A 14,883-nucleotide genomic window follows, 5' to 3' on the forward strand; every position below is an offset into this window, starting at 1 on the left:
CGGTTATAAGTGAAAAGTCACTAAGATTGGATTGTGATCAGAGGCGTCAGAGACTGGCGCCTCTGCTTTTTCCAACGTAAGTCCACGATAGAATACATGATCCAAAGGTAGGCCGGTCATAAACTGAGTCCGGTTATCACTGTCATAGGTCACCTCCTTTAATCCCAATGAACTTAGCGCTTCGGACATCACTCTCAAACGCTCTTGGCTCCAGCTATTAAAATCGCCTGCCACAATCACTGGCCCCTGATGTTCACTGAGTTCCTGTGCCAATACGTTTAACTGACGATGATATTCTTCAGTGCCATAGGTAAAGTTAACCGCATGGATATTCACGACCGCAAGTTGTTGCCCATTTGACAGCGGATAGAGTGCGTAGAGTGCCGATTTAGGTAGACGAAGCCAAGGTTCAAGTTCTGTATATGCACAAGCTTTTAGTGGCGTATTCAAAGATAAATTCAGCACCCCAGCCGTGGTATCAAACGCTTTAAAAGCATCAACTTGGCTACCAAACCACCGCCCTTGCTTCAGCCACTCTCTCAGCTCCCCCGTCATGCTGGCTTCCTGCAGCAAGACCAGTTGTTTACCTTGAGCATAGTTGCTCAAGCTCGAACTCCAGTTAGATCGATTTTGCTTATAGATATTCCACACTAACAAGCTAATTTGCTGGTTTTGATCAAGCTGTTTGGCCGTTGGGTTTTCGTAGCATGTCAGGGATAGCTGTTCTGAATCATGGTCATATGACGTTATTTGTGCCTGAGAAGGCAAACTAAAAACGCTCTTATATCCAATCAGTGCTGTACCAACGAGAAGCAGAGCAACTACAAACCAACGAGCTTTATTCATTTTTCACTATCCAAAAAATAAAAAAGAGCCATGCGGCTCTTTTTCCAAGGTGTATCTTTAAATTGCGTCTTCGTCTTCTTCGCCAGTTCGGATTCGAACGATACGCTCTACATCGGTGATAAAGATTTTACCGTCGCCAATTTTACCCGTTTGCGCTGTCTCAATAATGGTGTCGACACACTGATCAGCCACTTCGTCAGTGACAACAATTTCAAGCTTTACTTTAGGTAGAAAGTCGACCATATACTCAGCGCCACGGTATAGCTCAGTATGACCTTTCTGACGTCCGAAGCCTTTTACTTCTGATACCGTCATGCCTGTAATGCCTACTTCCGCCAGTGCCTCACGGACATCATCTAATTTGAATGGCTTAATGATGGCTTCAATCTTTTTCATGTTCATCCCTTAAACTACTGTTACTTGCGCCATTATCCCACGATAACTAGGTAATAAAAAGCCCGAGCGAATCATGCTCGGGCTGATTTCTCACAACTCGGTTACTTCAAGCTTGCGTAGTATGCAGCAAGGTTAGCTACATCAGCATCACTTAATGCTGCAGCCTGCGCTTGCATCACAGCCGCTAAACCGCCGTTACGCTCTTTATTTTTGTACGCATTGATTGCAGACACAAGGTACTGTTCATTCTGACCTTTTAGATTCGGATAACCAGGGATAATTGCAATACCATCAGCACCATGACACGCAGCACATACCGCGGCTTTTGCTTGCCCTGCCGCTGCATCGCCAGCTGCCAACGCCTGACCACTTAGCAACCCCATTCCTAATACCAATCCAATTGCGAATTTCTTCATTGCTCTTCCTTATAATTCCATGTTAGTTGTGCGTTCTTATGTATACAATTTTACATAAACAACAATGGCTTGTCCCAGACGAGTTCACAATCCTGACCTGCAAAATGGCGATCAATAAATAAATCACCCACCGCCACAACTTGCTGATCACAAATTACTATAGGTGTTCTACGTCGTAGCCAGCTAGGTACATCATATTCTTGGAACAATTTTTTGAGCTTTCTGCTGTGCCCACGCTCAACGGGATGCGCACTTAATCCCTGAGGTTCAAAAATTACCTGTAGCTTTCCCTGACTTAGTGCTTGTTTTGATAATTGTCCATGCGACGAACTGCGAAGAACTAAGCGGCCTAAATCTTCTGGTAATACACACGCTTGATCGAATCGAAGATCTTGCCGCCACTCCATCAAAGGTTGCCACTCTCTGACGAAATAGAGCCGATTGGCGTGACGTCTGATTTGTCCGTCAATCAACGCGAGCTGAGGATTTGCATCTTGCTGAGCACAAGCAACCTGTGGCCATACGAGCTTCAACTGTTCACGCGAAGGCATACGAACGTTTTGCCGAGCTAACCACATACGCAATGCTCGAGTTCGAACTAACTCACTATAGGTGGCCAACGTATTGATATCGAGACTCGCATCACTGTGAAGCGCACTGTTCAGCTTGTCACTCATCAATTCATCAAGCAATGCCTCTTGCTCCGCACACAGTTCTGCGCTCCGCTGGACAGCTTGATTGAAGTAAGGCCACCGCTCCGTCAGCGGTGGAGAGACAGTATGTCGGATAAAATTACGCTCAAAGCGCTGGTCAAGATTACTCTCATCTTCCACCCAAGTTAGCTGCTTCTGCTCAGCGTAACCTTCTATCTGTTGACGGCTTATCGTCAATAGTGGTCTGACAATCTTAGCGTGTGCAAATGGCATCGCCTCTGCCATCGCAGACAAGCCTTTAGGCCCACTTCCACGTTTGAGAGCGAGTAGGAATGTTTCTACTTGGTCATCGGCATGCTGTCCTGTCAGCAATAGATCATCGTTCTCGAGATGGTTAACTAACGCCTGATATCTCGCTTCTCTGGCACTCTCTTCTAAACTACGCCCTTTGCGATCCAGTTGGACTCTTTCAATGACTAAAGGCACATTGAGTTGCTGACACCATTGCTGACACTGTCGCGCCCACTGATCGGCATTGACACTTAATCCGTGATGAACATGCACCGCTAGACACTCAGTCTGCTGACTCCGACTGTACTCGGCCATCAAGTCGAGCATAACCCGTGAATCCAATCCGCCACTTAACCCAAGCACAAGACGACCTTGAGCTTGAGCGTGACGTTCAATAACAGTGGCAAAGTGGGACTTAAGACTCATAAATAGAAAGCATTTGACGATTCAAAACACCAGTTTATCACCGGAAACAAAAAAGGCTGAACCCTAGTTCAGCCTTTAAGCAAAATCCGTATAGATTAACAGTAACCGTAGCTCATTAGGCGTTGGTAACGACGTTCAAGAAGCGTGTCATTATCGAACTGTTCTAACTCTTCAAGCTGACGAACTAACGTATCTTTCATGTTCTTAGCCATCTGAAGGTGATCACGGTGCGCGCCGCCTAGTGGCTCTTCGATGATTTCGTCAATCAATTCAAGCTCTTTTAAGCGAGGAGCGATAAGACCCATTGCTTCTGCAGCTTGTGGCGCTTTGTCAGAATCACGCCATAGGATTGAAGCACAACCTTCTGGAGAAATCACTGAGTAAGTAGAGTACTGAAGCATGTTTACGTAGTCGCCTACACCGATAGCAAGTGCACCACCAGAACCACCTTCACCTACAACGTTACAAATAACAGGCACTTTCAAACCTGCCATCACTTTTAGGTTGGTCGCGATAGCTTCAGATTGACCACGCTCTTCTGCACCAACACCTGGGTACGCGCCCGCGGTATCGATGAAAGTAATGATCGGCATATTAAAACGTTCTGCCGTTTGCATTAGACGTAGCGCTTTGCGGTAACCTTCTGGTTTTGGCATACCAAAGTTACGTTTCACTTTCTCTTTTGTTTCACGACCTTTCTGATGACCAATAACCATGACTGGACGGCCATTTAGGCGAGCCATACCACCTACAATCGCCTTGTCATCAGCGTAGTGACGGTCACCTGCCAACTCATCAAACTCAGTGAAAACATGCTCGATGTAATCAAGTGTGTAAGGACGTAATGGGTGACGAGCAAGTTGGGCAGTTTCCCAAGCACCAAGGTCGCTAAATGTTTTCTTCTTTAGTTCTAAGCTTTTTTTCTCTAGCTGTTCGATCTCTTTATCAAGATCAACACCAGAGTCACCACCGTGACGAGAGACATCACGTAGTGCTTCAATTTTTGCTTCTAGCTCTGCGATTGGTTTTTCAAATTCTAAAAAATTCAGGCTCATCTATAGATCCTTTCTTATTCGGTAACCTTCTACCGAACTTAGTTAAATTCGAGTTCTACCTGGCCTTTCCCAAGTAGTTGTTTTAAATCATCTAATAATGCGTCGCTTGGCGTAACTCGCCATTCTGTACCCAACGTTAAACGCGCTCGCGCATCTGAGCGTTGGTAGTATACATGGACAGGAACGCTCCCCGCCCTATGAGGCTCTAGTATTTGACTAAACCGCTCAAAAAATCGGTCATTAATTTGAGATTCATCAATTGAAACCGATAGGCCCCGTGCATATTTTTCACGAGCGGTTCCGAGATCCATGACCTCGCGCGCGGACATTTTAAGACCACCATTGAAATCATCAAAGCTGACCTGTCCTGAAACGACCAATATTTTATCTTTTTCTAACAATTCTGCGTAGCGATCGAGCGCATCAGAAAACAGCATGACCTCCATTCGGCCACTGCGATCATCCAGCGTCATAAGACCGATACGGGTACCACGTTTAGTTGTCATGACACGAGCAGCAATGACCAGACCAGCCAGAGTCACGCTCTGATCGCGCCTTGTTGGTGTTGCATCTTTTAATCGACAACTGGTGTACTTGCCAAGTTCCTTACTATACGCATTTATAGGGTGCCCTGTTAAATAAAGGCCAAGTGTGTCACGTTCTCCCTCTAGCCAGACTTTCTCAGGCCATGGCTCAACTTTGATGTACTTGTGCTCAACTTCTTCAGGAGCTTCTGTCAGAACGCCAAAAAGATCACTTTGCCCAAATGCTTCCGCTTGGTGGTGTTGGCTGGCTGCTTTTACGGCATCCGCAAGTGATGCCATCATCGCAGCTCGGTGCGGCCCAAGGCGATCAAGAGCACCTGCATAGATAAGTTTTTCAATAACTCGCTTATTCACTTTCTTGAGGTCAATACGCGCACAGAAATCAAACAGATCTTTGAAGTAGCCACCTTTATTCCGCGCTTCAAGAATGGCTTCAATCGGGCCTTCACCCACCCCTTTAATTGCGCCGATACCGTAAACGATCGCCCCCGTTTCATCGACATTAAATCGGTATAGACCCGCATTAATATCGGGTGGAAGCACCTTTAGCTTCATACGGAAACACTCATCAACTAGGCCAACGACCTTCTCTGTGTTATCCATATCAGCAGTCATTACCGCGGCCATAAATTCGGCTGGGTAATGCGTCTTTAACCAAAGCGTCTGGTAAGAGACAAGCGCATAGGCTGCTGAGTGAGATTTGTTAAAGCCATAGCCCGCGAACTTCTCCACAAGGTCGAAGATCTTCATCGCCAGCTCGCCATCAACTCCGTTCTTCTCCGCGCCCTCTTTGAAGGTGCCGCGCTGCTTGGCCATCTCTTCCGGTTTTTTCTTACCCATCGCACGACGCAGCATGTCTGCGCCACCCAGAGTATAACCCGCAAGGATCTGGGCAATTTGCATTACCTGTTCTTGATACAGGATGATGCCGTAGGTTGGGTCAAGCGTCTCTTTTAAAGACTCGTGCTGCCAAGTTTCATCTGGGTACGAGATTGCCTCTCGACCATGCTTACGGTCAATAAAGTTATCTACCATGCCCGATTGCAACGGACCAGGACGGAACAGGGCTACTAGTGCGATGATATCTTCAAAACAGTCTGGCTGAAGTCGCTTGATCAACTCTTTCATACCGCGTGATTCCAACTGGAATACCGCTGTCGTCTCTGAATTTTGCAGTACGTTAAATGACGCCTGATCGTCAAGAGGGATCGACTCAATAGCGACGGCAGGCTTACCTTCGCGCTCAAGACGAGGGTTGATCAAGCCTAAAGCCCAGTCGATGATGGTCAGTGTCCGCAGACCCAAGAAGTCAAACTTAACCAGACCCGCCGTTTCTACGTCATTCTTGTCAAACTGAGTAACTGGAAAGTTACCTTCTGCATCCGCGTATATCGGAGCAAAGTCAGTAATAGTCGTCGGAGAGATAACTACGCCACCCGCGTGCTTACCGGCATTTCGTGTACACCCTTCTAGAATGCGACACATGTCGATAAGCTCTTTTACCTCTTCGTCGTTTTCATACAACTCAGGTAATGCTGGCTCTGCTTTAAATGCCTTTTCGAGGGTCATGCCCGGATCGGGTGGTACCAGCTTGGAGATTCGATCAACGAAACCAAAGCCATGCCCAAGCACACGACCTACATCGCGGATTACCGCTTTTGCCGCCATCGTACCAAAGGTAATAATCTGAGACACGGCGTCACGACCGTACATTTCTGCGACGTGATCAATCACCTGATCGCGCTTGTCCATACAGAAGTCGACGTCGAAGTCGGGCATGGAGACACGCTCTGGGTTAAGAAATCGTTCGAAAAGCAGGTCATACTCAAGTGGGTCAAGATCGGTGATCTTCAACGCGTAAGCAACGAGAGAGCCCGCACCAGAACCACGGCCAGGCCCTACTGGAATACTGTTATCTTTTGACCACTGGATAAACTCCATTACGATCAAGAAGTAGCCTGGGAAGCCCATGTTATTGATAACTTCCAGTTCAACATCAAGGCGCTCATCATACTCAGGTCGTCGTTGTGCACGAACTTGAGGATCAGGGAAAAGGAACTCAAGTCGCTCTTCTAAGCCCTCTTTAGACTTCATGACCAAAAACTCGGTCTCTTTCATCCCTTCAGTTGGGAAGGCGGGTAGGAAGTACTCGCCAAGACGTACCGTGACGTTACAACGCTTAGCAATTTCAACACTGTTTTCAAGCGCTTCAGGAATGTCTGAGAAAAGTTCACACATTTCTTGTTCGCTACGCAAATATTGCTGAGGGCTGTAGTTTTTTGGTCGACGAGGGTCTTCTAGGGTGTAGCCATCGTGAATGGCAACACGAATTTCATGGGCATCAAACAGGGACTCATCGAGAATAACCACATCATTGGTCGCTACGACAGGCAGCTCCGCTTGTTCCGCTAGCTCCAACGCGAAGTGAAGATAAGTCTCTTCATCGGCGCGTCCGGTTCTGGTCAGCTCAAGATAAAAGCGATCTGGGAAATGGGTTTGATAAAACTCAACACACTCAGACACTACTTTGTGGTTGCCCTTCAATAACGCCTTACCAATTTCGCCATTTTTACCGCCTGACAGTAAGATAACACCTTCAGACAGTTCAACTAGCCACTCTCTATCAATGACAGGCTGGTGCTGAACATGACCACGCAAATACGCTTTTGAGATAAGCAACGTTAGGTTCTTGTAACCGACATTGTCAGCCGCTAGAACCGTCAACTTTGTTAACTCATCACCAAACCCAGCCGACTGCATCAAGAAATCGGCACCGATGATCGGCTTAACCCCACAACCATGCGCGGTACCGTAAAACTTAACCAAACCACAGAGGTTGGTAAAATCCGTCAACGCCACCGCTGGCATGCCCAATTCAGCCACTTTCTTCACCAATGGCGGTACTTTTGACAAGCCGTCAACCATGGAAAAGTCACTATGAACTCGAAGGTGGATAAACTTAGGGTCTGACATGAATATCGTCCAGAAAGATAACTAATTTGGGATGAGAATAGGGTATTTTAAGTGAAAATCGCGTACTTATATACCCCTTAACAGGGCTTTCTACTCGATGCCAAGAGCCCGTTTAACGGGTTTAAAACTCTTGCGGTGTTGATCGATCACACCATGCTGCTCAATCGCATCAAAATGCGCCTTAGTCGGATAGCCTTTATGTTTTGCAAACCCAAACTCTGGATACTGCTTGTCCAGCTCTTCCATCTCTTGGTCACGAACCACTTTTGCAATAATGGAAGCAGCACTGATCTCCGCAACTCGTAGGTCACCTTTTACAACCGCCTGTGAGTCCATAGGGAGTTGTGGGCAGCGGTTTCCATCGATAAGCACGAGATCGGGTTGAATTGACAGCCCTGCAATGGCGCGCTGCATGGCAACCATGGTCGCTTGCAAAATGTTTAACTGGTCAATTTCTTCCGGGCTACAACGGCCAACTGACCATGCCAACGCCTTCTCTTGAATTTCAGGTAATAAGGCGAGGCGTTTTTTCTCTGACAGCTTTTTAGAGTCATTCAAGCCTTCAATTGGATTCTTAGGATCAAGAATAACAGCGGCCGTCACCACATCACCAACCAGAGGACCACGCCCTACTTCGTCAACCCCCGCGATTAACTGATAACCCATTGGGTATTCAAATGGCGGGAGTTCTTTTGTCTGTTTTGTCATTGTCTTACTCTCTGCCGATCAGTTTAAGCACCGCTTGAGCGGCTTGGTTATCGGCATCTTTACGGATCCAGTGATGCATTTCAGTGAACTTTTCAATCATCTTTTCACCACCATTTTCAATTAGACGAGTGACTTCGCGAGAGAGATTCTCCGGTGTGCACTCTTCAAGCAGGTACTCTTTGACTAACTCTTGATCAGCAAGAATATTGGGGAGTGAAACGTATTTGGTCTTGACTAGACGACGAGCAATGAACGCGGTAATCGCATTGACTCGGTAGCCAACTACCATTGGTCGTTTAAGCAGCATACATTCAAGTGCGACCGTTCCTGATGCCAGCATCACAGTATCCGCTGCGGTTATGACGTTTTTCGCCGTGTCATTAACCAATTTAAAATCGAGTTCTGGCGCGATTTGTTGCCAAGCTTGTTCAAATTGCTCACGGCGTTTTTCATTGACCAAGGCAACGACAAAACCTAACTCTGGATATTGCTTATGCAGCAACTGACAAGCTTTGATAAATGGCTCAGCCAGCATCTTAAGTTCACTGCCACGGCTACCTGGCAATACCGCTAGCCATTGCTTATCTTGTTGTAAACCTAATAGCTCGCGTGCTGGTGCCTTAGCCGATTCCATAGGAATGGCATCCGCTAATGTATGGCCGATAAACTCACATGGAACATTAAACTTGTCATAGAAGGCTTTTTCGAATGGTAAGAAAGCCAGCACTAAGTTGGTTGCAGCTTCAATCTTGAAGATGCGCTTTTGACGCCACGCCCAAACCGACGGGCTAACATAATGGACGGTTTTAATTCCCGCTTGCTTTAGATCTAACTCAAGTCGCAAGTTGAAGTCCGGTGCATCAATGCCAACGAATACATCTGGAGGGTTATCGGTGAAGAACTTAACTAACTCAGCTTTGACTTTTAGCAAACGCGGCAGTCGACCTAATACTTCAACCAATCCCATCACCGCGAGCTCTTCCATCTCAAACAGTGATTGGCACCCTTGCGCGATCATCTTCGGCCCGCCGATCCCAACGAATTCTGCATCTGGGTATTTCGCTTTTATCGCCTTGATAAAGCCTTCACCCAACGTGTCCCCTGACAATTCGCCTGCGACAATTCCAATTCGTAATGGTTTTTCCATTGCTGACTGACCTATCTGATTTATTGCTTTAAAACGCAAAAAAGACCGCAGCCGAAAGACTACGATCTTTTACCATTCATTTGACTGCTGGGTTAGCGAATAACACCACGCTCAGACGTTTCCACAAACTCAATGAAGTGCTTGATTGAAGGCCAGTCTTTAGCCATCTCTTCAAGAACGACTTTCGCTTCAGCCTGCGTCTTGCCTGCACGGTAAAACTCTTTGTAAGCATTACGTAGTGCACGCAATTCTGCTTTTTCAAAGCCATTACGCTGCAGACCTACAAGGTTCAGACCAAATGGTGTCGCGTGGTTACCTTGAGCAAGAACGTATGGTGGTACATCTTTCACTACTGCTGAACAACCACCAATGTAGCTGTAGGCACCCACTTTACAGAATGGGTGAATCGCAGACAGTGCCATAACACCCGCGTAATCTTCAACCGTTACGTGTCCACCAAGGATAGCGTTGTTACCCACGTGTGTGTGGTTACCAACGATAACGTCATGGGCGATGTGCGCATTAACACACAGTAGGTTGTCATTGCCAATCACAGTTGTAGCTTTGTCTTGAGTCGTACCACGGTGAATCTGTACCGCTTCACGAATAACGTTACGATCACCAATCACAACCGTTGTCGCTTCGCCACCATACTTCTTGTCTTGGTTCTCTTCACCAATAACAGCGTGTGGGAAAATACGGTTGTCTTTACCAATGGTAGTATGACCTTTAATGACAACGTGAGACATGATTTCAGTACCTTCACCAATCTCAATATTACCTGAGATATAGGTAAACGGACCAACCGTCACGTTGGCAGCAATCTTTACATCTCCTTCAATCACTGCTGAAGGATGAATTTGAGCCGTTTCATGAATCATATTAAAACTCTCGACGAGCACATTTTAGCTCTGCAGAACAGACAACGTCACCATCCACTTTTGCAATGCCTTTGAATGCAGCAATGCCGCGACGCTCTTTGATAAATTCTACTTCGATCACTAGCTGGTCACCTGGAACAACCGGTTTACGGAATTTCGCACCATCAACACTAGCAAAATAGTAAAGTTCGTTTTCTGAAGGAGCACCAAATGATTTGAATGCGAGTAGACCTGTCGCCTGTGCCATCGCTTCAAGGATCAGTACGCCAGGAAATACAGGTAGTTGAGGGAAATGACCTGTAAACTGAGGTTCATTCACTGAAACGTTTTTGATCGCAGTAAGGTATTTCTCTTCTTGAAAGTCAATAACACGATCAATCAGCAAAAATGGGTAGCGATGAGGGAGTAATTCCTGAATTTCAGTGATGTTCATCGTTTTGTTTTCAGTAGTCAAAGTCATATTCCTATGTTGAATGCTAATTTGTATCTGAGAGGCATTATAGATGAAAAAGACCCGCAATACGCGAGCCTTTTTAGTTTCATCTAGAACTAGGCGTCTTCTTTATTTTCTAGCTGTTTTTCCACAGCTTTCAAGCGCTTGTTCATATCGTCAATTCGATGAACACGTGCCGCAGTTTTTCGCCACTCTTTGTTGGTTTGTAGCGGAATACCTGAAGAGTACATACCTTTCTCTTCAATACCACGCATTACCATCCCCATACCTGTGATAGTAACGCCATCGGCAATGTCAATATGACCATTGATCACAGTGCCGCCGCCGATGATGCAGTATTTTCCGATCTTAGTACTGCCCGCAACAATGGTACCACCAGCCATAGCAGTACCATATCCGATGTGTACGTTATGAGCGATCTGCAACTGGTTATCGAGAATAACATTATCTTCAATCACAGTGTCATCCAGTGCACCACGATCAATCGTCGTACATGAGCCGATTTCAACACGGTTTCCAATACGAACAGTGCCAAGTTGAGGGATCTTAATCCACTCACCTTTTTCATTCGCATATCCAAAACCATCAGCACCGATCACTGTATTGGCTTGCACTAAGCAATCTGAACCTAGCTCAACACTGTGGTAAATGCTCACGTTTGACCAAAGTTTGGTATTGGCACCAATTTTAGCGTTTTTGCCAATAAAGCATCCAGCACCAATCACAACGTTATCGCCCAGTTCCACACCAGATTCAATCACAGCATTCGCACCAACAGACACATTGGTACCCAACTTAGCGTCACTCGCAATCACAGCAGACGGAGCGATTGATTCCGCTGGCATCGGAGTGGTATCCAGCGCTTGAGCGACTCTTGCAAACGCGACATACGGATCGGCGACGACCAGTACATTACCCACGCAAAGTTCACGTTGCGCTTCTTTTACCATCACAACTGTTGCTTGGCAGTCTGATAAGTGTTTTGCATACTTAGGATTAGACAGGAAGGTAACGTGACCTGCCTGTGCTTTATCCATCGGCGCTACCATGGTCACTGTCGCGTTCGCGTCACCATGTAGCTCGCCCCCGGTAATCGTCGCCAATTCGGCTAAAGAAAGTGTCGCCATAATCAATTATTTTAGTTGTTTAATTACTTTTTCTGTCACGTTGAATTCAGGTTTGCCGTATTGCATAGTTTGAATATCAACAATAATGTCGTAGCCTTCTTTTTCAGCCACTTTTTTCACTGCATCCTGAATAGTTATAAACAGTTTTTGCTTCTCTTCTGCTTCACGACGTGCGCTAGCTTGTTCCAAAGCTTGGCCCTTGATCTTGTACTTGCTATCAAGCTGACCAATTTCAATACGTAGTTTCTCTATTTCTTCCTGACCAAGTAGTTCACCATCACGCTGCAACTTCTCAATCTTCGTTTTTGCTTGCGCTTTGATCGCCTTTAGCTCGTCAGCTTTGTCCTTGAACTCTTCTTGCATTTTTTGCAATACGACTTCACGTTGAGGAAGCGCTTGAAATACTTGAGCTGTATTCACATAGCCGATCTTTTGCGCCGCTTCAGCAGCATTTGCAAAAAAAGAAGACGTCATCACAACAAGGCTTAGACCAGCCGCTTTAATCGTTTTATTCACTTTTATTTCCTCTAGATTAGAAGGTTCTGCCGATGGTGAAAGTGAAGAACTCTTCATCATCACCTTCGTAACTTTCAATAGGTTTCGCAATGGAGAAGACTAATGGTCCCATTGGAGACATCCACTGCAACGCCGCACCATAAGACGCACGATAGTTTGTCGGGTCAGAGAAGTCACCATAGTATGGATCATTCGCATACTTAGGATCGTAGGCAAACTCAGTGTCCCATACACTCGCGGCATCAATAAACACACTGGTACGGATTTGACTTCTCACTTCTTCAGAAGCGAAAGGCGTTGGTACGATAAGCTCTAGGCTTGCAAGAGCAACTGCGTTACCACCGACTGAATCGTCGGTTGCTGACACACAACTGCTGCTATTACAGGTATCTGGGTTGCCGTTGGTTGTGTAAACCGCTTTAGGACCCGCACTGTTTGAGCCAAAACCACGTAGGGTTGTAAAACCACCCGCATAGTAGTTTTCATAGAACGGGAATAAGTTGTCGTTGCCGTCGGTTTTGCCATAGCCATTACCATAGCCCAAGCGACCACGCATCAGTAACGTAAACTCATGCTTCTTAGTGATCGGCACGTACTGTCTTACATCATACTGGAGTTTGAAGTACTGTGCGTCTGAGCTCGGTACCGTTGCCTTAGCAAATGCACGTTGATAGTTACCAGCAGTCGGGAAGTAACCACGGTTAAGGTTATTTCGCGTCCACGCAATGTTCATATCAAAGTCATTGGTAATTATATCACCGTCGGCTTGACCGATACTTTGAGCAAAACGTTGGGCTTGGTCGTAGGTCGGAACATTACCAATCTTGTTGTGAGTGTAGCCGACACCAATTTCAAAACGGTTCAGCTCATCGAATGGGAAACCCCAAGTTAAGCTGGCACCATAACTTTCGTTGGTGTAGTCAACGATACCCGCTTCCGATGCTTCAAACTCGTTGTAGAAGATCTTTCCGCCCAAACTAACACCATCAAGGTTCCAGTATGGATCACGGTAATCTAAGCTGATGTTTTTCTGGTAGTCGTTCATCATTGCATTGATACCAACACGGTTACCACTACCCGCAAAGTTATCTTGCTGAAGACCAACCTGGAAACTCACACCAGACTCGGTACCATAACCGATACCAAAGTTAACGCTGCCTGAGTTCGCTTCTTTTACGCTGTAGACCAAATCCACTTGGTCTTCACTACCGGGTACGCGAACGGTCTGCACATCAACGGTTTCAAAGAAACCTAAACGGCTAAGACGGTTTTTACCCGTTTCAATCGATTTGGAGTTAAGCCAGCTGCCTTCCATTTGACGCATTTCACGACGTAGAACTTCATCTTTCGTCGCATTGTTGCCCACAAAACGGATATCGCGAACATAGATACGGTTACCCGCTTCCACGTTCACCACCAGCGAAACAGATTGGTTTTCATCATCGAATTCAGGAACGGTGCGAACTTGAGGATAAGCATAACCTGCTTCGCCTAGCAGGCGTTTAACGCCTTCTTCCAATCCAGTTACCGCAGAACCGTTGTAGGTTTCACCCGGTTCAAAAGTAACTAGATTTTCAAATTCTTGCTCTTTGCCTAGTAGCTCACCACGGAATTTCACATCTTTTACTGTGTAAGGCAGGCCTTCATTAAGGCCAAGGGTGATATAAACCCCTTTCTTGTCTGGTGAAATAGCAACCTGAGTAGAGTCGATCTGGAACTTCAGATAACCACGGTCTAGGTAATAAGATTTCAGCGCCTCAATATCACCAGCAAGCACTTGTTTTTGGTACTTGTCATCAGATAGGAAGTTCCACCAAGCGACATCCACATTAAGTTCAAAGCGGCTTAGGAGCTCTTCATCGGTGTATTGTGTATTACCAATAAAGTTAATCTGCTTGATCTTAGCTGAAACACCTTCAGTAAAGACAAACTTTAAGTCTGAACGGTTACGAGGCAGTGGCGTCACCACAGCTTTAACGTTCGCATTGTACTTACCTACGCTGTAATAGAAGTCTTCAAGACCTTTTTCAATCGTAGATAGCGTTGTGCGGTCAAGCGCTTCACCAACGCGGATACCTGATGCATCGAGGTTCTGCTGTAATTGCTCTTCTTTGATTGCTTTGTTGCCAGAGAAAGAGATACTTGCAATTGTTGGTCGTTCTTTAACTTGAACCACCAACACATCGTTATCTCTTAAAACTTTGATGTCTTCGAAGTTACCAGTGGCATAAAGAGCACGAATCATTTCAGAGACATCTTGGTTATCAACCGTGTCTCCAATACGGACTGGCATTTTTAGTAATGCCGCACCGAGTGCAACACGCTGAAGGCCTTCAATTTTGATATCTTGAACTACAAAGTTCTCGGCACCATTTGCACTCACGCTTGTTGCTAACAAGGTGGCAAACAGAATATTTTTCATCGCCATATTTGTTTTAGTTATTCCTTA

13 protein-coding genes are annotated in these 14,883 nt (G+C 46.0%); all 13 read right to left on the reverse strand.

The features are described from left to right. Positions 1 to 3 precede the first annotated feature (3 nt). A complete protein-coding gene (locus tag ACQEXR_RS08775) occupies positions 4 to 846 on the reverse strand; it encodes an endonuclease/exonuclease/phosphatase family protein (RefSeq protein ID WP_426952210.1) in 843 nt (280 codons plus the stop codon). Between the two features lie 57 nt (positions 847 to 903). Continuing rightward, on the reverse strand, positions 904 to 1,242 hold the full coding sequence (gene glnB / locus ACQEXR_RS08780; RefSeq protein WP_004415234.1) for a nitrogen regulatory protein P-II: 339 nt from the start codon (positions 1,240 to 1,242) through the stop codon (positions 904 to 906). 101 nt (positions 1,243 to 1,343) lie between these two features. Further along, positions 1,344 to 1,658, reverse strand: coding sequence for a c-type cytochrome (locus tag ACQEXR_RS08785; protein ID WP_426952213.1), 315 nt, complete (start codon positions 1,656 to 1,658; stop codon positions 1,344 to 1,346). A gap of 50 nt (positions 1,659 to 1,708) precedes the next feature. Beyond that, positions 1,709 to 3,028 (reverse strand): tRNA lysidine(34) synthetase TilS, encoded by a 1,320-nt coding sequence (tilS, locus tag ACQEXR_RS08790; protein ID WP_427020144.1) that lies wholly within the window; start codon positions 3,026 to 3,028, stop codon positions 1,709 to 1,711. A 95-nt stretch (positions 3,029 to 3,123) separates the two neighbouring features. After that, positions 3,124 to 4,083, reverse strand: a complete 960-nt coding sequence (gene accA / locus ACQEXR_RS08795) for an acetyl-CoA carboxylase carboxyl transferase subunit alpha (protein WP_138973444.1) — start codon at positions 4,081 to 4,083, stop codon at positions 3,124 to 3,126. Between the two features lie 38 nt (positions 4,084 to 4,121). Beyond that, positions 4,122 to 7,601, reverse strand: a complete 3,480-nt coding sequence (gene dnaE / locus ACQEXR_RS08800) for a DNA polymerase III subunit alpha (RefSeq protein ID WP_331416113.1) — start codon at positions 7,599 to 7,601, stop codon at positions 4,122 to 4,124. Positions 7,602 to 7,691: 90 nt separating this feature from the next. Next, complete coding sequence (gene rnhB / locus ACQEXR_RS08805) at positions 7,692 to 8,309, reverse strand: ribonuclease HII (protein WP_331416114.1); 618 nt, start codon at positions 8,307 to 8,309, stop codon at positions 7,692 to 7,694. A gap of 4 nt (positions 8,310 to 8,313) precedes the next feature. Beyond that, positions 8,314 to 9,456 carry a lipid-A-disaccharide synthase gene (lpxB, locus tag ACQEXR_RS08810; protein WP_138973447.1) on the reverse strand — a complete coding sequence of 381 codons (1,143 nt, stop codon included), beginning with the start codon at positions 9,454 to 9,456 and terminating at the stop codon, positions 8,314 to 8,316. 92 nt (positions 9,457 to 9,548) lie between these two features. Further along, complete coding sequence (lpxA, locus tag ACQEXR_RS08815) at positions 9,549 to 10,337, reverse strand: acyl-ACP--UDP-N-acetylglucosamine O-acyltransferase (RefSeq protein ID WP_138973448.1); 789 nt, start codon at positions 10,335 to 10,337, stop codon at positions 9,549 to 9,551. 1 nt (position 10,338) lies between these two features. Continuing rightward, entirely contained in the window at positions 10,339 to 10,791 is a 453-nt protein-coding gene (gene fabZ / locus ACQEXR_RS08820; RefSeq protein ID WP_138973449.1) for a 3-hydroxyacyl-ACP dehydratase FabZ, read from the reverse strand. Between the two features lie 95 nt (positions 10,792 to 10,886). Continuing rightward, positions 10,887 to 11,918, reverse strand: a complete 1,032-nt coding sequence (gene lpxD / locus ACQEXR_RS08825) for a UDP-3-O-(3-hydroxymyristoyl)glucosamine N-acyltransferase (RefSeq protein ID WP_426952218.1) — start codon at positions 11,916 to 11,918, stop codon at positions 10,887 to 10,889. A 6-nt stretch (positions 11,919 to 11,924) separates the two neighbouring features. Next, complete coding sequence (locus tag ACQEXR_RS08830) at positions 11,925 to 12,434, reverse strand: OmpH family outer membrane protein (RefSeq protein ID WP_426952219.1); 510 nt, start codon at positions 12,432 to 12,434, stop codon at positions 11,925 to 11,927. A gap of 16 nt (positions 12,435 to 12,450) precedes the next feature. After that, a complete protein-coding gene (gene bamA, locus ACQEXR_RS08835; RefSeq protein ID WP_427020145.1) occupies positions 12,451 to 14,862 on the reverse strand; it encodes an outer membrane protein assembly factor BamA in 2,412 nt (803 codons plus the stop codon). Positions 14,863 to 14,883 lie beyond the last annotated feature (21 nt).

This window comes from Vibrio sp. TRT 2004 (genome assembly GCF_050113735.1).
Classification (GTDB): domain Bacteria; phylum Pseudomonadota; class Gammaproteobacteria; order Enterobacterales; family Vibrionaceae; genus Vibrio.